Origin of the sequence: Leucobacter sp. UCMA 4100, assembly GCF_027853335.1 — a bacterium.
Classification (GTDB): Bacteria; Actinomycetota; Actinomycetes; order Actinomycetales; family Microbacteriaceae; genus Leucobacter_A.
Genome location: NZ_JAFEUS010000002.1, coordinates 1,992,038 through 2,012,680, shown reverse-complemented (window position 1 = coordinate 2,012,680; position 20,643 = coordinate 1,992,038). Strand labels below are relative to the sequence as shown.

At 60.5% G+C, this 20,643-nt stretch carries 16 protein-coding genes and 3 rRNA genes; 1 reads left to right on the top strand and 18 read right to left on the bottom strand.

Features of this window, described 5'->3' with window-relative positions; translation table 11 throughout:
• Positions 1–3: 3 nt before the first annotated feature.
• From cmk to JSO19_RS09300, 15 genes are read right to left on the bottom strand one after another with little or no spacing between them, the layout of a single operon-like run.
• The gene (gene cmk / locus JSO19_RS09370) at positions 4–711 is read right to left on the bottom strand and encodes a (d)CMP kinase (protein WP_270911305.1); all 708 of its coding nucleotides are present in this window, start codon (positions 709–711) and stop codon (positions 4–6) included.
• The gene (locus JSO19_RS09365; RefSeq protein WP_270911304.1) at positions 696–1,790 is read right to left on the bottom strand and encodes a prephenate dehydrogenase; all 1,095 of its coding nucleotides are present in this window, start codon (positions 1,788–1,790) and stop codon (positions 696–698) included. The genes cmk and JSO19_RS09365 overlap by 16 nt, the downstream gene beginning before the upstream one ends.
• Positions 1,787–2,779, bottom strand: coding sequence for a pseudouridine synthase (locus JSO19_RS09360; protein ID WP_333735210.1), 993 nt, complete (start codon positions 2,777–2,779; stop codon positions 1,787–1,789). Before JSO19_RS09360 ends, JSO19_RS09365 begins: the two co-directional genes overlap by 4 nt.
• Positions 2,776–3,345 carry an SMC-Scp complex subunit ScpB gene (gene scpB, locus JSO19_RS09355; protein WP_270911302.1) on the bottom strand — a complete coding sequence of 190 codons (570 nt, stop codon included), beginning with the start codon at positions 3,343–3,345 and terminating at the stop codon, positions 2,776–2,778. Before scpB ends, JSO19_RS09360 begins: the two co-directional genes overlap by 4 nt.
• Positions 3,338–4,141, bottom strand: a complete 804-nt coding sequence (locus tag JSO19_RS09350) for a segregation and condensation protein A (RefSeq protein WP_270911301.1) — start codon at positions 4,139–4,141, stop codon at positions 3,338–3,340. Before JSO19_RS09350 ends, scpB begins: the two co-directional genes overlap by 8 nt.
• 9 nt (positions 4,142–4,150) lie before the next feature.
• On the bottom strand, positions 4,151–4,999 hold the full coding sequence (locus JSO19_RS09345) for a ParA family protein (protein WP_270911299.1): 849 nt from the start codon (positions 4,997–4,999) through the stop codon (positions 4,151–4,153).
• A gap of 31 nt (positions 5,000–5,030) precedes the next feature.
• Positions 5,031–6,053 (bottom strand): site-specific tyrosine recombinase XerD, encoded by a 1,023-nt coding sequence (locus tag JSO19_RS09340; protein WP_270911297.1) that lies wholly within the window; start codon positions 6,051–6,053, stop codon positions 5,031–5,033.
• 14 nt (positions 6,054–6,067) lie between these two features.
• The gene (locus JSO19_RS09335; protein WP_270911295.1) at positions 6,068–7,729 is read right to left on the bottom strand and encodes a CTP synthase; all 1,662 of its coding nucleotides are present in this window, start codon (positions 7,727–7,729) and stop codon (positions 6,068–6,070) included.
• A gap of 51 nt (positions 7,730–7,780) precedes the next feature.
• Complete coding sequence (locus JSO19_RS09330; RefSeq protein ID WP_270911293.1) at positions 7,781–8,965, bottom strand: AI-2E family transporter; 1,185 nt, start codon at positions 8,963–8,965, stop codon at positions 7,781–7,783.
• Between the two features lie 21 nt (positions 8,966–8,986).
• Positions 8,987–10,669 carry a DNA repair protein RecN gene (gene recN / locus JSO19_RS09325; RefSeq protein WP_270911291.1) on the bottom strand — a complete coding sequence of 561 codons (1,683 nt, stop codon included), beginning with the start codon at positions 10,667–10,669 and terminating at the stop codon, positions 8,987–8,989.
• Positions 10,666–11,586, bottom strand: coding sequence for an NAD kinase (locus JSO19_RS09320; protein ID WP_333735209.1), 921 nt, complete (start codon positions 11,584–11,586; stop codon positions 10,666–10,668). The genes recN and JSO19_RS09320 overlap by 4 nt, the downstream gene beginning before the upstream one ends.
• Positions 11,579–12,424 (bottom strand): TlyA family RNA methyltransferase, encoded by an 846-nt coding sequence (locus JSO19_RS09315; protein WP_270911290.1) that lies wholly within the window; start codon positions 12,422–12,424, stop codon positions 11,579–11,581. The genes JSO19_RS09320 and JSO19_RS09315 overlap by 8 nt, the downstream gene beginning before the upstream one ends.
• The gene (locus tag JSO19_RS09310; protein WP_217134900.1) at positions 12,421–12,561 is read right to left on the bottom strand and encodes a hypothetical protein; all 141 of its coding nucleotides are present in this window, start codon (positions 12,559–12,561) and stop codon (positions 12,421–12,423) included. The genes JSO19_RS09315 and JSO19_RS09310 overlap by 4 nt, the downstream gene beginning before the upstream one ends.
• Before the next feature lie 9 nt (positions 12,562–12,570).
• Complete coding sequence (locus JSO19_RS09305) at positions 12,571–13,623, bottom strand: HAD-IIA family hydrolase (protein WP_270911288.1); 1,053 nt, start codon at positions 13,621–13,623, stop codon at positions 12,571–12,573.
• Between the two features lie 3 nt (positions 13,624–13,626).
• Complete coding sequence (locus JSO19_RS09300; protein ID WP_270911286.1) at positions 13,627–14,367, bottom strand: hypothetical protein; 741 nt, start codon at positions 14,365–14,367, stop codon at positions 13,627–13,629.
• Here JSO19_RS09300 and JSO19_RS09295 point away from each other — a divergent pair.
• Complete coding sequence (locus JSO19_RS09295; RefSeq protein WP_270911285.1) at positions 14,353–14,892, top strand: hypothetical protein; 540 nt, start codon at positions 14,353–14,355, stop codon at positions 14,890–14,892. The two genes, JSO19_RS09300 and JSO19_RS09295, sit on opposite strands and share 15 nt — an antisense overlap.
• Positions 14,893–15,149: 257 nt before the next feature.
• On the opposite strand, the gene rrf is transcribed toward JSO19_RS09295, so the two are convergent.
• The 3 genes from rrf to JSO19_RS09280 form a co-directional block, all read right to left on the bottom strand.
• Positions 15,150–15,266, bottom strand: a 5S ribosomal RNA gene (gene rrf / locus JSO19_RS09290).
• A gap of 144 nt (positions 15,267–15,410) precedes the next feature.
• Positions 15,411–18,528: ribosomal RNA gene (locus JSO19_RS09285) — 23S ribosomal RNA — on the bottom strand.
• A 451-nt stretch (positions 18,529–18,979) separates the two neighbouring features.
• Positions 18,980–20,500: ribosomal RNA gene (locus tag JSO19_RS09280) — 16S ribosomal RNA — on the bottom strand.
• The 16S, 23S and 5S rRNA genes sit together here, the layout of an rRNA operon.
• Positions 20,501–20,643: the final 143 nt, after the last annotated feature.

Sequence of the window (20,643 nt, the reverse complement as noted above, 5' to 3'; positions counted from 1 at the left end):
CGGTTATGCGCGAGCCTCGGCAGCGCGTACGACGTCGATGACGGCCTGTACTGACTGCGCGAAGTCGAGCTCGGTGGTGTCAATCAGCGTGACCCCGGGAGCGGGGTTCATGAAATCAACCACGAGTTGGTCTTTTGCGTCTCTTTCGAGAATCGCAGCGAGCACCTCGGCTTCTGATGATCCGCTCAGTTCGCCCGTGCGGCGTTTGGCACGTACCTCGGGCGAAGCGGTCATGAGAATGCGCACGGGTGCGTCAGGGGCCACCACGGTCGTGATGTCTCGCCCCTCAATAACAACCCCGGGAAGGCCTGACTCGGCCACAATGCTGAGAAACATGCGGTTGAGGCGCTCGCGCACCCCCGCGTGCTGTGACACACGGCTCACCTGTTTACTCACTCCGGGATCGCGAATTTCGTGGGTGGCGTCGGCCCCACACACGATGACAACTTGGGCTCCCTTGAGCGAAATTGAGAAACCCCAGTCGTCGAGCACCTCTTCGACCGCGATCGGGTCGTCGAGGTTTACATCTGCTTCGAGCGCTGCCCACGCGAGTGCGCGGTAGGCGGCGCCGGTATCGAGAATGCCGTACGAGAGCGCCTCGGCGACGGCCCTCGACACGCTTGATTTGCCACTGCCTGCCGGCCCGTCGATCGCGACGAGAAGTGGCGCGGTCTCGTGCGTTGCTGGTGTCTGCGTCACAGAATTCTCCATCCTCGTTCGGTCAGGTCGATGACCGCCTGCGGTGCGACCTCTGGCATCACGCCGATCTGGGCGAAGCCAATCTGGGCTCCGGGCGAGTGCTCAAGCTGTAGGTCTTCCATGTTAATGCCCAAATCACCAAGATCAGTGAGTAACATCGCAAGTTGGCCAGGCGTATCGTCGATGAGCGCCGTGAGGGTCGTGAAACGCGCCGATGAGCCGTGCTTCCCGGGAATGCGTTGCACGCCTCGATTACCAGAGGCCATGAGGTTCGCGATCGTGCGTTTTGCCCCTGGTTCGTCGGCGTCGCGAAGCGCCTGCACGAAGGTTGCGAGGTCGTCCTGGAAGGCCTCGAGCAGGCCCACGATCGATGCGCTGTTGGCGCCGAGAATCTGCACCCAGAGCTCGGGATCGCTCGATGCGATGCGCGTCGAGTCCCTGAGCCCCTGCCCCGCGAGCCCGACGGCGTGTTCGGGCGCCTCGACGAGGCGTGCGGCGAGCATCGAGGCAACGACCTGCGGCAGGTGCGAGACAAGTCCAACCGACGCGTCGTGCTCCTCGGGGGTCATCTCGATGGGGGTTGCCCCGACCTCGAGCGCGAGTGACTCGACGAGCGAGAGCGCGGCGGCAGGCGTTTCATGGTCGCGGCAAATAACCCAGGGGCGCGCGACAAAGAGGTCGGTGCGCGCCATGACCGCGCCACCGCGTTCGCGCCCTGCCATGGGGTGCGAACCGATGTAGTGAGTGAGGTCGACCCCGCGGCGACGCAGCTCGGCGTAGGGGGCGTATTTCACGCTTGCGACGTCGGTGACGACCGCTCCGGTAAAGCGTTCGAGCGCGTACTGCACCACGTCGGCGGTCACGTCTGGCGGAGTCGCAACGATCACGAGTGTCGGCTCGGCGTCGCCCTCGGCGCGCGGCCTGCCTGCCCCGTAATCGGCGGCGAGCGCCACGGCCGTCGGCGAGGCGTCTTCAAGGGTGACGTCGATCGAGCGTTCTGAGAGGGCAAGCCCGATGCTCGCGCCAAGCAACCCGGTGCCGATGATGTGCACGGGGCCTTGAACGCGGTTTGCGACCTGGGGTTCGCTCACGCTTTCTTCCCCTTCTTGTTCGGTTGGTTGCGATTCGCCTTGCGGGCGTTCGGTTTCTGCTGTTTTGAGGGTACCGTACGCTGGTGCGGCGCTGCGATTCCGCGCATGCCTTTTGCGCCGCGTCCGTCTCCCGGCCGCCCGGCGGTCACGCGAGCTTTGCCGCTCTGTGGTTCTCCGCCGCCAGCGGTGAGCAACGCCCCGCGTTCGGCGGCCGAGAGCTCACGCATCTCTCCGATTCCGAGCGACCCGAGGTGCAGCGGGCCGAATTGGCGGCGTACGAGCTCGACGACGGGGTGTCCCACGTGGTCGAACATGCGCCGAACAATGCGGTTCTTGCCCGAGTGCAGGGTGACCTCGACGAGCGAGTGCGAAGCGCTGCGACCCGCGGTGAGAATCTTGGCCAAGTCGACGCTGATGGGCCCGTCGTCGAGCACGATCCCGTCTTTGAGGCGTTGCAGCGTCGCGGGCGTCACTGAGCCTTTGACCTTTGCGACGTATGTTTTTTGCACCTCGTACTTCGGGTGGGCGAGCTCGTTGGCAAGCTCGCCGTCGTTCGTGAGAATGAGCAGGCCCGAGGTGTCGGTGTCGAGCCGGCCCACGTTGTAGATGCGCTCGGTAATCTGATCGGTGAACTCGGTCAGGTCGCGCCGCCCGTGCTCGTCGGCCATGGTCGAGACGACTCCGCGAGGCTTATTGAGCACGAAGTACCGTTTCGTCTGATCGAGCTGCACCACGACGCCGTCGACGCGCACCTCATCGGTCTCGGGGTCGATACGGGTGCCGAGTTCAAAGACCGTCTCACCGTTCACCTCAACGCGCCCGCGGCCAATGAGCACCTCGCATGCCCGCCGAGAGGCAACGCCAGCTGCGGCGAGCGCCTTCTGTAAGCGTTCCCCCGTGGGCTTTTCGCCGTCGCTTTCGCCCCACCCGCTGCCGGGATTCCAGGTGATCTCGACATCAACGATGTCACGCTCGTTTTTCTTGTTCACAGTACCGCCTCGTCAAAGTCGTTGTTTCCGTCGTCAAGCAGCGGCGCAATGGGCGGCAGCTCGCTGAGGCTCTGCACCCCAAGGTGCTCGAGCAGCATGTCGGTGGTGCCCCACAGCACGGCTCCGGTTTCGGGGTCGCTGCCGGCCTCGGTGATGAGCCCGCGGTTTGCGAGCGTGCGCACGACCGAGTCGACATTGACCGCGCGGATCGAAGCAATCGCTCCCCGCGAGATCGGCTGCCGGTACGCGATCACGGCGAGGGTTTCGAGCGCCGCCTGCGAGAGCTTCGCCGGCGACTCCCGGTGCACGAAGTCGGTCACGAGGTCGTCGAAGGTTTCACGCACGTACAGGCGATAGCCGCCGGCTGTCTCGCGCAGCTCGAAGCCACGCTCTGGCCCCTCGAGCTCGCCGTTATAGTCGGCGGTGAGGGTCTCGACCGCCGCGCGAACCTTCGCGACCGGTAGGCCGAGCGTCGTGGCGAGCCCCATGAGGCTCACGGGTTCTTCGGTCACGATGAGCAACGATTCAAGGCGCTGCATCGTGTGGCGGGTCTCTTCATCAGTCATAGTCGGTTCCTAGCATCGCGAGCGCGTCGTCTGACCACTGCTCGCTCGTCCATCGTACGTGCAATTCGCCGAGCGGCTCGGCCTGGTCGAAGCCGACGGCGGCCGTACGGTATAGCTCAAGGATCGCGAGAAAGCGCGCAACGATGACGCCCCGCTCGGTCACCCCGGTGATCATTTCGCGAAAGGTCACACTGCCCTGCGAGCGCAGCATCGACACGACGATCGCTGCCTGCTCGCGAATCGACACGAGCGGCGCGTGCAGGTGATCGAGGCCGAGCACGGGCAACTCCCTCGGGGTGAGGGCGAGCAACCCAATCGCCGCGAAGTCTTCAAGGCTGACCGTCCACTCGATCTCGGGGGCGCGTGAGCGGTATTTCTGGTCGACGGGCACCTGTCTCGCGTGGCGCGATGCCTCGGCCTCGATCCGCTTCCCGAACCACGAGCTCGCGAGTTTGAAGGCGCGGTACTGCAAGAGCCGCGCAAAGAGCAGGTCTCTCGCTTCAAGCAGCGCGACGCCCTCTTCGTCGATCACCTCACCCTGCGGCAAGAGCGACGCGATCTTCAGGTCGAGCAGCGTCGCCGCAACGACGAGAAACTCCGAGGCCTGGTCGAGGTCGTAGTCGCCCCTGCGCTCGCTCTCTGCGAGGTAGGCGATGAACTCGTCGGTCACGAGCGACAGCGACACCTCGGTGATGTCGAGCTCGTGCTTCGTGATGAGGCTGAGCAGCAGGTCGAAGGGTCCGTCAAAAACGTCGAGCGACACCGTGAACGGGGCCGTTGGCGCAGCCTCGGTCATGACTTCTCCCTACGCGACGAGGCCGCGTTGCACCATCTCGCGTGCGAGCGTAAGGTGGGCCTCTGCTGCCGGGTTCTCGGGTGCGTAGTCGAGCACGGGCTGGGCGGCAACCGATGCGTCGGGCACCTTCACGGTGCGGCGAATGACGGTGTCAAATACCGAGTCGCCGAAGGTGTCAACCACTCGTTCGAGTACCTCGCGCGAGTGCAGGGTGCGCGAGTCGTACATCGTGGTTACGATGCCATCGAGGGTGAGCTGCGGGTTGAGGCGGCTCTTGACCTTGTCGATCGTTTCGATGAGCAGTGCGACGCCGCGCAGGGCGAAAAACTCTGAGGCCAGCGGAATGAGCACGCCGTGGCTCGCGGTGAGCGCGTTCACGGTGAGCAGGCCGAGCGAGGGCTGGCAGTCAATGAGAATGACGTCGTACTCGTCAGAGACCTTGCGCAGAACGCTCGCGAGAATCTGTTCGCGCGCGACCTCGGTCACGAGGTGCACCTCGGCCGCCGAGAGGTCAATGTTCGCGGGAATCACGTCGAGGTTTGGCGTCTCGGTCGCCTGAATGACCTCGTGCGGGTCATCGATCTTGCCGAGCATGAGCTCGTAGATGGTCGGCACGTCATGCGCGGGAACGCCGAGGCCGGCTGAGAGCGCACCCTGCGGATCGAAGTCAACCGCGAGCACGCGCCTCCCGTAGCGAGCGAGGGCCGCCCCGACGTTGATGGTCGTCGTGGTCTTGCCAACCCCGCCCTTCTGGTTGCACATCGCGATGATGCGCGCGGGGCCGTGCGACGAAAGCTTTGGCGGGGGTGCAAACAGCTGCTCCGGACGGCCTGTTGGTCCGAGCTTTGCCTGCGCCATGGGTGCCATTCCTTTCGTGGGTGTGATGACTCTATCCTACCGGGCCAAACCCTGGCTTTCCCTTGGCTCGCGGGTGAGCGAGCGCATAGTGCTCTTTGAGGGTCTCGGGGGTGACCCTCGTATAAATCTGGGTGGTCGTGACCGACGAGTGCCCGAGCAGTTCCTGCACCGTTCGCACGTCGGCTCCGCCCTGCAACAGGTGCGTCGCAAACGAGTGCCGCAGAGTGTGCGGCGAGATGTCAGCGTCGAGCTCGGCCCGCTTCGCCGCGGCCTGAATCGACAGCCAAATGCTTTGCCGCGAGAAGCGCGCGCCGCGGGCCCCAACGAAGAGCGCCGGAGTGCCCGTTCCACGTGCAACGAACGTGGGGCGTGCCCGCACGAGGTAGGCGGCGAGCGCCTTGCCTGCGTACGAGCCGTACGGCACGAGCCGCTGTTTGTTGCCCTTACCGGTCACCCGCAGGAAGCCGCCCTGCGCAAGGCCTTGGTCCGGGTCATGCCAGGCATCTGAGGCGCCCGGAGCACCCAGGAGGTCGTCGACGTCGAGGGCCACGATCTCGCTCACCCTCGCACCGCTCGCGTACATGAGCTCGCAGAGCGCTCGATCACGCAGCTGCGCGGGCTGCTCACCCTCGGTTGCCGCGAGCAGCCGTTCGACCTCGTCAATCGTGAGCGCGCTCGGCAGGCTGTCGCGCACCTTGGGGGTGCGCACGTTGCCACCCGCGTAGCGCTCGACAAGCCCCTCATCGAAGAGAAAGCGGTGTAGCGAGCGCACGGTCGAGAGGCGGCGCGTGACGGTCGCGGGCGTCGGCGGCTTTGCTGCGGATCCTTCCGCCGCTCCCCCGCCCGAAGCACCCGGCGTTTGCAGCCAAGAGACATAGCGGCCGAGCATCTCGGGGGTCACCTCATCGAGGTCGGTCACGCCGATCTCGCCGAGCCAGGTCCCGTAGCTAAGGAGGTCTTGCTCGTATGCCTTCAGGGTGTTGGCCGAGAGCCCGCGCTCGAGAGCGGCGTAGCGCAAGAAGCGCTCGCTGCCCCGCGCGAACTCTACGGCCATACCCTTATGCCGGCTTAGATCAGGCGGCTTGCCTCACGCCGGTCAATCGCAGCACCAATGAGCCCTGAGAAGAGCGGGTGCGGGCGGCTGGGGCGTGACTTGAGCTCGGGGTGAGCCTGCGTTGCCACGTAGTACGGGTGCACATCACTCGGCAGTTCGACGAACTCAACGAGGTTCTTCTCGGGGTTCACACCCGAGACCACGAGGCCCGCTTCGGTGAGCTGAGCGACGTAGTCGTTGTTGACCTCGTAGCGGTGACGGTGACGCTCTTGCACGAGCTTCTCGCCGTAGAGCTCAGCGATCTTCGATCCCTCTGTGAGCTCTGCTTCGTAGAGCCCGAGGCGCATCGTGCCGCCAAGGTCACCCTCGGCGATGATCTCAACCTGATCATCCATCGTGTGGATCACGGGAACGCTCGTTGCCTCGTCAAACTCGGTCGACGAAGCGCCCTCGAGACCAGCGACGTTGCGCGCGTACTCGATGACCATCGTCTGCAGGCCGAGGCAGATGCCGAGGGTTGGAATCCCGTTTTCACGGGCAAACTTGAGCGCGCCAAGCTTTCCGTCGATGCCGCGAATGCCAAACCCGCCCGGCACGCAGACCGCGTGAACCGATCCGAGGTTCTCGCGCGCGCCCTCTGGGGTCTCGCAGTCGTCTGCCTGCACCCAGGTGAAGTTCACCTTGGTCGAGTGCGGGAAACCGCCGGCCGAGAGCGCCGAGGTGAGCGAGAGGTAGGCGTCGGGCAGGTCGATGTACTTGCCGACAATCGCCACGGTCACCTCGCCCACTGGGTTGTGCACAGCGTCGAGCACTGGCTGCCAGCGGGTCCAGTTGACCTCGTCTGCCTTTTCGCTCAGCTGCAGCGCGCTCACGATCGTCTCGTCGAGGCCCTGGTCATTGAGCAGCGATGGCAGGTCGAAGATGCTGGGCACGTCGATCGCGTTGACCACGGCGTTTTCTTCGACGTCGCACATGAGCGCGATCTTGCGCAGGTTGTCATCGGTGACCGGGCGGTCTGAACGAAGCACGAGCGCGTCGGGCTGAATACCGATTGAACGCAGTGCCGCGACCGAGTGCTGGGTCGGCTTCGTCTTCTGCTCGCCCGAGGCGCCCATGAAGGGCACGAGCGAAACGTGCACGAAGAAGACGTTCTTGCGGCCGAGCTCGTGACGAACCTGGCGTGCTGACTCGAGGAATGGCTGCGACTCAATGTCGCCAACCGTGCCGCCGATCTCGGTGATGATGACGTCGGGCTGCGGCGTCTCTTCTGCCTGCAAGCGCATGCGGCGCTTGATCTCGTTGGTGATGTGCGGAATCACCTGGACGGTCTGGCCGAGGTACTCACCGGCACGCTCTTTCGCGATGACGGTCTGGTAAATCTGGCCGGTGGTGACGTTGGCAGCGCGGCTCAGGTTAATGTCGAGAAAACGCTCGTAGTGCCCGATATCGAGGTCGGTCTCGGCGCCGTCGTTGGTGACGAACACCTCGCCGTGCTCGAACGGGTTCATCGTTCCAGGGTCAACGTTCAAGTAAGGGTCGAGCTTCTGCATAACCACGTGCAGACCACGAGCGGTCAGGAGATTACCGAGGCTAGCCGCGGTGAGCCCTTTACCGAGAGAGGAGACGACGCCCCCCGTGACGAATATGTGCTTGGTTACTTTTTGCGCTTCTTCCACGGGCTTCGATTCTATCAGTGTTCGGGGAGGGATACTAGGAACGTTTGGAGGTTAGCGAAATTGTTGACGCGGAACCCACACTTGTTTGATGATCATGAGCACCATCGCGGTCACGGGAATCGCGATGAGCGCGCCCAGAAGACCGAGCAAGGTGCCGCCGGCAATCGCACCAATGACCACGAGCGACCCGGGCACCGAAACGACTCGGTTCATGATGCGCGGGGTCAAGAAGTATGACTCGATCTGCATGTAAATGAGGTAGTAAATACCGATCGAGAGCGCCGTAATGGGCGAGTTAAACAGCGACACGATGACCACCAGAATGGTCGCGAGCACCGAGCCGATGAGCGGGATCAGGGCAACGAAAAAGATCGCGACGGCGAGGAGCCCCGCGAAGGGAACCTTGAAGATGGTCATCGCGATAAACCCGAGCGAGGCGTTGATGAGCGCGAGGATCACCATGCCGTTCACATAGCCACCAATCGACTGGGTCACCTGCTCGGTGATGTCGATGACCTTCGCACGCGAAGAGCGCGGGGTCATCGAGTAGAGCCCCTTCTTCATCGTGCGCAGCGAGGCCAGGAAGTAAAGGCTCAGGATGAGCACGATGAGGGCCGCGGTGATGCCGTTCGCGAGGCCAACGCCGGCCTGCACGAGGCCGCCAGCAAACTGTGTCCAGGTGTCGGGCTTCATGGCGAAGTCTTGGGCGCTCGAGAGCAACCCGTCAAGGTCGAGGTAGTGCCCAAACTTGGCGTTGAGGTCGATAAACCAGTCTTGCTTGTTGATGTTCAAGATGTACTGTGGGCCGTTCTTCACCACGAGCGCGATTTGGTTTGAAATCATCGGCACGACGATCGCGAGAATGCCCGCGACGATCAGCAGGAAGCTCAAGAACACGATCGCGATACCCACTGGGCGTTTCACGTTTCGGCGCTCGAACATGCGCACGATCGGGTCGAGGCCGAGCGCGATAAACAGCGCCGCCACGACGTACACGATCACGCTCGAGATTTGGCCGATTGCCTGGCCGAAGACGATCGCGGTCAGGGCCCCGAGTGTGACCACAAAGCCCACTTTGAAGGGGTTGCGAATACCGAGGTATCGCTTGCTCTGCTGCTCTTCGACGCGGTCTTGCAGCGAGGGCTCAGCCTTCAGTGCGTCACGGTACATCTCCCTCGTGTCAGCGTCGAGCTGCTCGAGGTCAAGGTGTTCTCGGGTTGGGGTTTTTTCCTCCATGCCGAGAGCGTATCACCCCGATTACTCGTTACCGAGCGCCAGCAGTTCGGCAGCGTGGTCGAGCGCGCTCGATGAGTCGCTCATGCCAGAGAGCAGCCGAGCCATCTCGTGCAGTCGCGATTCCCCTTCAAGCGGCCTGCAGCTGCTCTCGGTGAAGCCACCGGCCGAGTCTTTCGTGACTCCCAGGTGGTGATGCGCAAACGCCGCGACCTGCGCAAGGTGCGTCACAACGATCACCTGCGAGGTTTCTGCGAGTCTGCGAAGCCTGCGCCCAATCTCGATCGCGGCTTGGCCGCCGACCCCTGCATCGACCTCGTCGAACACGAACGTGGGCACGGGATCAACCTCGGCGATCGTCACTTCAAGCGCAAGCATGATGCGCGAGAGCTCGCCACCCGACGCCCCCTTGTGAATTGGCCTAAAGTCGCTGCCCTGGTGCGGCGCGAGCATGAGCAGCGCTTCATCCCGGCCGAGCGGCGAGGGCGTTGCCGCTTCAAGTCCTACCTTAACCTCAGCATCGGGCAGGGCGAGCTGTCGAAGCTCCCGAGACACCCGTTCACCGAGGTCACTCGCGGCGGCTTGCCTCAGCGAGGTGAGCTCGGTCGCAAGCTGGTCTTCTTCGCTGCTTAGCCGCTCAAGCTCTTCGCCGAGTTGCTCGATCGTGAGGTCGTCGCTGCCGAGCTCTGCGAGGCGCTCCTCTGCCTCGTCTGCGTAGGCAATAATCTCGCTCATTGATGCGCCATACTTGCGCGCAAGGCCGTGCAGCACTTCGAGCCTCGCCGAGGCCCTCGCGAGCTCCTCTGGCCCTTCTTCGTCAAGACTGTTGCTCAGCGCTCCGAGCTCGCTCGCGGCCTCACCGATCTGCACCTGCACTGACGCGAGCATGGCGTGAATGCGGGCAATCTCAGGGTCGCTCTTTTCGACCTCGAGCGCCTGGAGAGCCTGCCCAAGCAGTGTTGCGAGATCCTGTGCAAAGGGGTCATCGCCCGATGCAGAGAGCGCGAAGCGGGCCGTATCGGCAGCCGTGCGCAAAGCTTCAACATTGCCGAGTCGCTCGATGCGGGCAAGTAGCTCTTCGTCTTCGCCCTCGCGCGGCTCGGCAGCACGAATCTCTTCGAGCTCACCGCGCAAGCGCTCAGCCTCACGCAGCCGCTCGCGCTGGTCGCCGAGCAAGGCTTCACGGCGCTGCTCGCATTCGGCACGCCGCTGGAACACCTTCGAGTGCTCCTCCCGCACGCGAAGCAGCGCCGCACCGCCAAAGCGATCAAGCATGTCGCGCTGAGCCGCGGCCGACTGCAGCCGCAACTGGTCAGACTGGCCGTGCAAGGCAAAAAGGTGAGGGGCAATTCGGGCAAGCGCGGCTGCGGGCGCGGCTGATCCGCCAACGGTTGCGCGGCTGCGTCCCTCGGCGCTCACCGTGCGACCCAAGATCAGCTCTCCATCGGTCACCTCACCGCCAACCTCGTCGACGAGCTCGTGCACCGCCGCGTTCTCGGTACGCACGATGCCCGTAATGCGAGAGCGCTCGGCGCCACGACGCACCATGGCGGCGTCACTTCGCGCACCCATGAGCTGCGTCAGCGCGGCAACCACCATCGTCTTACCTGCGCCGGTCTCGCCGGTGATCGCGGTAAAGCCTGGCTGCAGTGGCAGCACGCTGTGGGCGATAACGCCCAGGTCACGAATCTCTAGTTCTTCAATCACTCGCGATGCCTCCGCTGCCCCCGCCAGCCCTCGACGGGAAGATCGAATTTGCGCACGAGACGCTCGGTAAACACGCCCTGGTCGATGCGCGCGAGCCGCACGGGCTCCTGGGCCCTGCGCACCTCGACGATGCTGCCCTGCGGCAGCGAGTACGTACGGCGACCGTCGCACCACAGGTCAGCGCCACTCACGCTCGCATCGCTAATCTCGACCGTGAGCACCGAATCGGTGCCGACGACGAGCGGCCTGCTAAACAGCGCGTGAGCCGCGATGGGCACGAGCAGCATGGCCTGCACGCTCGGCCACACGACAGGGCCGCCCGCCGAAAAGGCGTAGGCGGTCGAACCGGTCGGCGTCGCGAGCACGACCCCGTCGCACCCAAACGATGAAAGGGGGCGGCCATCGACGCCAATAACGACCTCGATCATGCGGCTCTGTTTTTCAACCGTGGCCTCGTTGACCGCCCAGGTTTTGGCGATGGTCTGACGGCCGAGCGTCGCGGTCACCTCGAGCGTCACGCGCTCTTCGACCGTGTAGCTACGACTCAATACCTTCTCGACGGTGAAGTCGAGATCGTGCCTTTCCATCTCAGCGAGAAAACCCACGTGGCCAAGGTTGACCCCGACAATCGGGCAGCACATGCCGCGCAAGATCTCGGCGGCCCGCAAAATCGTACCGTCGCCGCCCAAGACAATCGCGATCTCGATGTCTTCGGGGCGCACGTCTTCATCGAGCACAGCAACGTTCAAGCCCTGCACGTAGGGCTCAAACTCGGTGAGGCTCTCGCGGGCCATAACCGTGACGACGCCCGCTTCACGCAACATCGCGTCGACCTGCAGCGTCGCATCAATCGCTTCTTGTTTGGCGATGTGTGAAACGAGCAGCATGTGTCGTGCCCCGTTCGGAGTGTTACTCACGAGCGCTCCCTTCACCTAGAACTACTTGAGCCATCATCTCATTGATCACCGACATTTGCGCAGCGGGTTGCGCTCTCAGATGAACGAGAAACTCCCTGTTGCCGTGCGATCCGACAATGGGCGACTCGGTGAGACCAACGACCGAAAGGCCCAACTCGAGCGCACTTTCCAGCACACGCTGCACCGCTGCGTGCTGGAGTTTCGGGTCGGTCACAACGCCATCGCCGATGCCTTCTCGCCCCACCTCAAACTGGGGCTTGATGAGCATCATAATGTCGGCCGACCGTGCTTGCACCGCCGTAAGCGCGGGCAAGACCTGCGTGAGAGAGATGAACGAGAGGTCACCAACGATCAGGTCAGGTGCTCTCTCATCGCCGGTTCCTTCGGCGAGCGTTTCTGCCGTGAGATACCGTGCGTTGCACCCCTCGAACAGGCGCACTCGCTCGTGACCAAGCAACGAAGGATCGAGCTGCCCGTGCCCCACGTCGATCGCGAGCACTGTGTCGATGCCCCGCTCAAGCAGCACCTGCGTGAAACCACCGGTTGAGGCGCCAACGTCGAGCGCAACGCGCCCCTCAACGGGAATGCTAAAGGTGTCGAGGGCACCAATCAGCTTATGTGCCCCTCGGCTCACGTAATGGTCAGTGCCAGTGACGGCCACGCGCTGCCCAGAGCGAACCTGCGCGCCGGTCTTCGTGACGGCTACACCGTTCACGCTCACCTGGCCAGCCGCAACCGCTTTCTGCGCCGCTGTTCGAGAACGCGCGAGGCCGAGCTCCTGCAACGCACGATCTACGCGCTGCGGCGCTCCCTGCCACGTTTCCTGTTGCTCACTCATTCGGTCTCAGAGTCGCTCAGCTGCACCGCCGTAAGCAGTTGCTCGTAGAGGTGCTCAAACGCTCGCGCACGGTCTTCGAGCGGCTGCGCTTCGATGAGTTCGACCTCACTCAGCAGTTCAGAGTCTCGAGATGGCATGTGAAAAGTCTACCGGTCGAGGCTTAATTTCCAGTGATCCTCGAGTAACACTTCGGGCACCTTGAGGCCGTAGATCGCGAGGCCTGAACGCCAAATCGCCCCGCACCCGGCCCTCAACAGGTTCAGCGCGTCGTCGCCCTCAGACACCACGCGCACGATGTGCCCGTCCATGGTCACCCGAGCCGATCCCACACGAACCGTCCCGTTCTTTTCGACCGTCGTTTCGGGGTATGGCTCAAAAAGCCCGTCAAGCGTTGCAAGGATGTAGGTCGGGCGAGCGCCCTGAGGAGTCGCGAGCAACTGCTTCGGGCGGTCAACGCCCGTGAGCACGTGCACCGACTCGATGCCGGCGGCCTCGGCGCCCTGAATGTCAGTGTCGAGCCGGTCACCAATCATGAGAGCGTTACGCGTGCCGAAGCGTTCGAACGAGGTCTCGAAAATCGGCGTCTCTGGCTTACCCGCAAACTCTGGCAGGCGCTGCACCGCGGTGTGAACCGCAGAGACGAGCGTGCCGTTGCCCGGCGCCAAGCCGCGCTCGAGCGGCAAAGTCCAGTCAGTATTGGTCGCGATCCACGGAATCTGCTCGCCGTTCGGGCCCTCTTGCAAAGCGAACGAAGCTTCTGCGAGGTCAGCCCAGCCAAGGTGCGGCGCAAACCCCTGCACCACTGCGTCGGGGGCATCGTCTGCCGAACGCGTGATGCGGTACCCCGCCCGCGTCAGCTCCTCTTCAATGCCATCGCCGCCGATAATCAAAATCGTCGCGGGGGCGGGCACGGTCTGCTGCAGAAGCAGCACAGCGGCCTGAGGCGAGGTTACGACATCATCGGGAGTGGCGCGTAGCCCAAAGTCTCGCAGCTGCTCAGCAACGGTGGCGACGGTTCTGGCCGCGTTGTTCGTCAAGTACCCTACGCGGGTCGTCTCTGCCGCACGGTTCAAGCTCTCAACCGCCCTAGGCACGACGGCAGCACCGCGATACACCACGCCGTCGAGATCGGTGAGAATCAGTTCACGCCCCTCAACGGGAGCGGCAACAAACGTTTTCTTACGCGCAAACAGTGACAAGGTCTACTCCGATACTGGGTCGTGCTTTTCTACCGCAACAGGCTCATTCTCGTCGGCTTCTTCTTCGATCTCGATAATCTCGATCGCGCTATTACCACGGTGGTCTTCAAGCGCGTGCTCCGCTGCGAAAGCGCGCTTCTTCCACTCGAGGGCTTCGTCGGCACGGCCAAGATCCTCAAGCACGACAGCGTATGCCGCGAAGAGCTCTGGGCTCCATGAAAACGCTTTGTTGGGGTTAAGCTGCGGTATCTCAAGCTCGAACAACGCCTGTTGTGTCTGCCCCAGATCGAGCCTCGCCCCACTCATCGCAATCGCAACCTGCACCTGAACATCGTTCGGCAGCTTCTGCACGTCAACCTCGTGGCCAACCTCGATCGCCTTCTCAGGCCGCTCGAGAGCACGCTCGGCGTCGATCATGAGCGCCAGTTGCATATCGCTGCCCGTCAGGCGGCGGTACGTGCGCAATTCGCGGATCGCAGTCGCGTAATCACCGGTGACATAGCTCGTGATTGCGTAGGTCTCGCGCGTCACAGGGATGCGCGAAGCACGGCGCATTGCCGAGATAGCGTGCTGATGTGCCCGCTCTGGATCGTCGTCAATAAAGTATGCGACTGAGGCCAGGTGCTTAGCGACGTACTCTGCGAGCTCTTTGTCGAGCGTTTTCAGCTCGTTGCGAGCCTGCGGGTGAAGGTCTTGGGGTGTAATCTCGCGAGGCACCTCAGGGTCCTGGTGCGCGGTGCGCACGGGCCTGAAATCGTTGCCGTCAGTCTCGGCGAAGCCTCGCTCACGGCCTGTTCCGCCACGGTACTTACGGTCGCGCGGCGCAAACGACCGTTCACGCTCATTGTTGTGCTCACGCTTGGGCCCGCGGTTGTCACCGTCACGACGAGGCTTGAAGTCACCATCACGACGTGGGGGCCGGCCCTCGCCATCACGGCGAGGCTTGAAGTCTCCATCGCGACGAGGCTTGAAGTCTCCATCGCGACGAGGCTTGAAGTCTCCATCGCGACGAGGCTTGAAGTCACCATCACGACGTGGGGGCCGCCCCTCACCGTCGCGACGTGGTTTGTAATCGCCATCACGGCGGGGTTTGAAGTCTCCATCGCGACGAGGCTTGAAGTCGCCATCACGACGTGGAGGCCGGCCTTCACCGTCACGACGGGGCTTGTAATCGCCATCACGGCGAGGCTTGAAGTCGCCATCACGACGAGGAGGCCGACCTTCACCGTCACGGCGAGGCTTGTAGTCTCCATCACGGCGGGGCTGTGAACGTCGTTCTGACGAGCTACGAGAAGCGTCACGACGTGGGTTTGCGCCACTGTCTCGGCGGCCTTCGTGGCCTCCGTCGCGTGGCTTCCGGTTCCGGTCGCCCTCGCGGTCGCGATTATCGTTTGCTTCGGTCATGAAGTTCCTCAACCCTATGAAAATTGTCCTGAAATGCAGAAAGAGGCTGTTTGAGTATGCAGTTCAGACCATCAGTGGTCATCTCTGTCATGATACTCAAACAACCTCTTTCTCTAAAAGAAGTCCGGCGGTGTCCTACTCTCCCACGAGGTCCCCCTCGCAGTACCATCGGCGCAGTCAGCCTTAGCTACCGGGTTCGGAATGTAACCGGGCGTTTCCCTGACGCTATCGCCGCCGTAACACTATTAACCTATCAACACACACCCAACCCAAAACAGGGCTAGTGAATGTGGGCCGCAGGTTGAGAACCACAAAGTGAACGCGAATTCATCGTTACGCAAAATCTTTTGAAACATTATGTTTCCCACCACAAACGGTGAGAAGAAATCAAGTCTTCGGTTTATTAGTACCAGTCAGCTCCACACATTACTATGCTTCCACATCTGGCCTATCAACCCAGTCGTCTACTGGGAACCTCACACCCTAAAGGGCACGGAAATCTCATCTTGAGGCCGGCTTCCCGCTTAGATGCTTTCAGCGGTTATCCATCCCGAACGTAGCTAATCAGCGATGCCCTTGGCAGAACAACTGACACACCAGAGGTTCGTCCAACCCGGTCCTCTCGTACTAGGGTCAGATCCTCTCAAATTTCCAACGCACGCAGCGGATAGGGACCGAACTGTCTCACGACGTTCTAAACCCAGCTCGCGTACCGCTTTAATGGGCGAACAGCCCAACCCTTGGGACCTACTCCAGCCCCAGGATGCGACGAGCCGACATCGAGGTGCCAAACCATGCCGTCGATATGGACTCTTGGGCAAGATCAGCCTGTTATCCCCGAGGTACCTTTTATCCGTTGAGCGACAGCGCTTCCACAAGCCACTGCCGGATCACTAGTCCCGACTTTCGTCCCTGCTCGACCTGTCAGTCTCACAGTCAAGCTCCCTTGTGCACTTACACTCGCCACCTGATTGCCAACCAGGTTGAGGGAACCTTTGGGCGCCTCCGTTACTTTTTAGGAGGCAACCGCCCCAGTTAAACTACCCACCAGGCACTGTCCGAAAACCCGATCAGGGTTCGTCGTTAGATGTTCAATATGACCAGAGTGGTATTTCAACAATGACTCCACGAATACTAGCGTATCCGCTTCACAGTCTCCCACCTATCCTACACAAGCCACACCGAACACCAATACCAAGCTATAGTAAAGGTCACGGGGTCTTTCCGTCCTGCTGCGCGTAACGAGCATCTTTACTCGTAATGCAATTTCGCCGAGTTCATGGTTGAGACAGCTGGGAAGTCGTTACGCCATTCGTGCAGGTCGGAACTTACCCGACAAGGAATTTCGCTACCTTAGGATGGTTATAGTTACCACCGCCGTTTACTGGGGCTTAAATTCAAAGCTTCGCAACCGAAGTTGCTAACCTCTCCTCTTAACCTTCCAGCACCGGGCAGGCGTCAGTCCGTATACATCCAATTGCTTGTTAGCACGGACCTGTGTTTTTAGTAAACAGTCGCTTCCCACTGGTCTCTGCGGCCACCACACCCTTTCCGGAGTAAATCCGTATAAGTGGATGGCCCCCCTTCTCCCGAAGTTACGGGGGCATTTTGCCGAGTTCCTTAACCACGATTCTCTCGATCTCCTTAGTATTCTCTACCTGACCACCTGTGTCGGTTTGGGGTACGGGCAGCTAGAACCTCACGTCGATGCTTTTCTCGGCAGCATAGGATCAGTGACTCGCTCCAAAAAGGAGCTCCCCATCGCATCTCAGCCTTAACGAATGGCGGATTTACCTACCACTCGGCCTACATGCTTAGCCCAGGACAACCATCGCCTGGGATCACCTACCTTCCTGCGTCACACCTGTTAATACGTTAACCACCCGAGTTCGGGTTCGAAGCATCCACAAAGCAAACACCCGAAGGTGAAAGCAAAGCTTCAGTTTTCTTAGCACTACTCGTTAGGTTCTTGTCGGTTCTTCGCCGGTACGGGAATATCAACCCGTTGTCCATCGACTACGCCTGTCGGCCTCGCCTTAGGTCCCGACTTACCCAGGGAAGATTAGCTTGACCCTGGAACCCTTGGTCTTCCGGAGGACGGGTTTCTCACCCGTCTTTCGCTACTCATGCCTGCATTCTCACTCGTGTAGCATCCACGGCTGGATCACTCCGCCGCTTCACTCGCCACACGACGCTCTCCTACCCATCCATACGGCTGGACCACGAAGGCCTACCTGTTATATGAATGACACAATTTCGGTGGTGTGCTTGAGCCCCGTTACATTGTCGGCGCGGAATCACTTGACCAGTGAGCTATTACGCACTCTTTCAAGGGTGGCTGCTTCTAAGCCAACCTCCTGGTTGTCTCAGCAACTCCACATCCTTTTCCACTTAGCACACGCTTTGGGACCTTAATTGGTGTTCTGGGTTGTTTCCCTCTCGACTATGAAGCTTATCCCCCACAGTCTCACTGCTGCGCTCTCACTTACCGGCATTCGGAGTTTAGCTGACGTCAGTAACCTTGTAGGGCCCATCGGCCATCCAGTAGCTCTACCTCCAGTAAGAAACACGCAACGCTGCACCTAAATGCATTTCGGAGAGAACCAGCTATCACGAAGTTTGATTGGCCTTTCACCCCTAACCACAGCTCATCCCCTCAGTTTTCAACCTAAGTGGGTTCGGTCCTCCACGTGTTCTTACACACGCTTCAACCTGGCCATGGATAGATCACTTCGCTTCGGGTCTAGGACATGCGACTGAATCGCCCTATTCAGACTCGCTTTCGCTACGGCTACCCCACACGGGTTAACCTCGCCACATGCCGCTAACTCGCAGGCTCATTCTTCAAAAGGCACGCAGTCACCCCACAAGGAGGCTCCTACGGATTGTAAGCAAACGGTTTCAGGTTCTATTTCACTCCCCTCCCGGGGTACTTTTCACCTTTCCCTCACGGTACTAGTCCGCTATCGGTCATCTGGGAGTATTTAGGCTTATCAGGTGGTCCTGACAGATTCACACGGGATTTCTCGGGCCCCGTGCTACTTGGGATACACACGACGCGGTCAAGCAATTTCGAGTACGGGACTCTCACCCTCTCCGATCAGGCGTTCCAACCTGTTCCTCTATCACTTGAACACTCACGCTGAAGGCTCAGTAGCGCCTTCCCATGCGTCCCACAACCCCTCTGATGCAACGCCTACCAGCTATCACACACCAAAGGTTTAGCCTCATCCGGGTTCGCTCGCCACTACTACCGGAATCACATGTTGTTTTCTCTTCCTGTGGGTACTGAGATGTTTCACTTCCCCACGTTCCCCCCACACACCCTATATATTCAGGTGCGGGTCACCAGGTACGCACGCGCCCTGGCGGGGTTTCCCCATTCGGAAATCCTCGGATCACAGCCCGTTTATCGGCTCCCCGAGGCTTATCGCAGATTACTACGTCCTTCTTCGGCTCCAGATGCCTAGGCATCCACCGTTCGCTCTTAGCAACTTGAAATCACATAAGTAAATTATTAATTAAAAATTATCCAAAAGAATCATTTGAAACCACCCACACAAACGTGTGAGCAGAGTCCAATGATACATAAACAACACACAACCCAAACAAAAGTTCAGATCATCTGTTGTCGATGCTCGCGTCCACTGTGTAGTTCTCAACATACGGTCGATACACACCCCCATGACAACACGTTCATGAAAGCATGCCCGAAAGACCAAACCAACACCCACAAAGAGTGCCGCCTAGGCCTTCAGGACCCAATAGTATGCACCACGACCTGCTTCAACACCCCACACCCTTTCCTACCAGGAACTAAATCCCAATGTACTCGCAGCATGAAACGCATCCACACATCATCATCAAATGTTCCACCCATGAGCACCCAGCAAGAAACATTCGTTCTTGAACCAGGCTTCTCTACATCACAAACGTGATGAGTGCTCCTTAGAAAGGAGGTGATCCAGCCGCACCTTCCGGTACGGCTACCTTGTTACGACTTAGTCCTAATCACCAGTCCCACCTTCGACGACTCCCTCCAAAAGGTTAGGCCATCGGCTTCGGGTGTTACCGACTTTCATGACTTGACGGGCGGTGTGTACAAGGCCCGGGAACGTATTCACCGCAGCGTTGCTGATCTGCGATTACTAGCGACTCCGACTTCATGGGGTCGAGTTGCAGACCCCAATCCGAACTGAGACCGGCTTTTTGGGATTCGCTCCACCTCGCGGTATCGCTGCCCATTGTACCGGCCATTGTAGCATGCGTGAAGCCCAAGACATAAGGGGCATGATGATTTGACGTCATCCCCACCTTCCTCCGTGTTGACCACGGCAGTATCCCATGAGTCCCCGGCATAACCCGCTGGCAACATAGGACGAGGGTTGCGCTCGTTGCCGGACTTAACCGAACATCTCACGACACGAGCTGACGACAACCATGCACCACCTGTAACCGAGTGTCCAAAGAGTCCTGTATCTCTACAGTGTTCTCGGTTATGTCAAGCCTTGGTAAGGTTCTTCGCGTTGCATCGAATTAATCCGCATGCTCCGCCGCTTGTGCGGGCCCCCGTCAATTCCTTTGAGTTTTAGCCTTGCGGCCGTACTCCCCAGGCGGGGAACTTAATGCGTTAGCTACGACACAGAAACCGTGGAATGGTCCCTACATCTAGTTCCCAACGTTTACGGCATGGACTACCAGGGTATCTAATCCTGTTCGCTCCCCATGCTTTCGCTCCTCAGCGTCAGTAGCGGCCCAGAGATCTGCCTTCGCCATCGGTGTTCCTCCTGATATCTGCGCATTCCACCGCTACACCAGGAATTCCAATCTCCCCTACCGCACTCTAGCCTGCCCGTACCCACTGCAGGCCCGAGGTTGAGCCTCGGGTTTTCACAGCAGACGCGACAAGCCGCCTACGAGCTCTTTACGCCCAATAATTCCGGACAACGCTTGCACCCTACGTATTACCGCGGCTGCTGGCACGTAGTTAGCCGGTGCTTTTTCTGTAGGTACCGTCACTTTCGCTTCTTCCCTACTAAAAGAGGTTTACAACCCGAAGGCCGTCATCCCTCACGCGGCGTTGCTGCATCAGGCTTTCGCCCATTGTGCAATATTCCCCACTGCTGCCTCCCGTAGGAGTCTGGGCCGTGTCTCAGTCCCAGTGTGGCCGGTCACCCTCTCAGGCCGGCTACCCGTCGTCGCCTTGGTGAGCCATTACCTCACCAACAAGCTGATAGGCCGCGAGTCCATCCAAAACCGATAAATCTTTCCAACAACGACCATGCGATCATTGCTCATATCCGGTATTAGACGCCATTTCTAGCGCTTATCCCGAAGTTAAGGGCAGGTTACTCACGTGTTACTCACCCGTTCGCCACTCTTCCACCCAGCAAGCTGGGCTTCATCGTTCGACTTGCATGTGTTAAGCACGCCGCCAGCGTTCGTCCTGAGCCAGGATCAAACTCTCCGTAAAAACTGAATGCATACACACACCCGGAATAAGGGCACATGCAGCGAGTTTGATCTGACTAAATAAAAACAAACCGTAGAACCAGAAAAACTGGCTCAAACTGGCCGAAATTATGTTAATCCAAAAAAGGAATCTCTCCAAAAACG

Excerpts from the sequence above, each read along its gene's own strand:
- JSO19_RS09345 (WP_270911299.1), bottom strand. The coding sequence starts at position 4,999 with ATGGCGCAGGCAAAGCTCGGACCAACAGGCCGTCCGGAGCAGCTGTTT.
- JSO19_RS09340 (WP_270911297.1), bottom strand. The coding sequence starts at position 6,053 with ATGGCCGTAGAGTTCGCGCGGGGCAGCGAGCGCTTCTTGCGCTACGCC.
- JSO19_RS09350 (WP_270911301.1), bottom strand. The coding sequence starts at position 4,141 with ATGACCGAGGCTGCGCCAACGGCCCCGTTCACGGTGTCGCTCGACGTT.
- cmk (WP_270911305.1), bottom strand. The coding sequence starts at position 711 with ATGGAGAATTCTGTGACGCAGACACCAGCAACGCACGAGACCGCGCCA.
- JSO19_RS09310 (WP_217134900.1), bottom strand. The coding sequence starts at position 12,561 with ATGCCATCTCGAGACTCTGAACTGCTGAGTGAGGTCGAACTCATCGAA.
- scpB (WP_270911302.1), bottom strand. The coding sequence starts at position 3,345 with ATGACTGATGAAGAGACCCGCCACACGATGCAGCGCCTTGAATCGTTG.
- JSO19_RS09330 (WP_270911293.1), bottom strand. The coding sequence starts at position 8,965 with ATGGAGGAAAAAACCCCAACCCGAGAACACCTTGACCTCGAGCAGCTC.
- JSO19_RS09315 (WP_270911290.1), bottom strand. The coding sequence starts at position 12,424 with ATGAGTGAGCAACAGGAAACGTGGCAGGGAGCGCCGCAGCGCGTAGAT.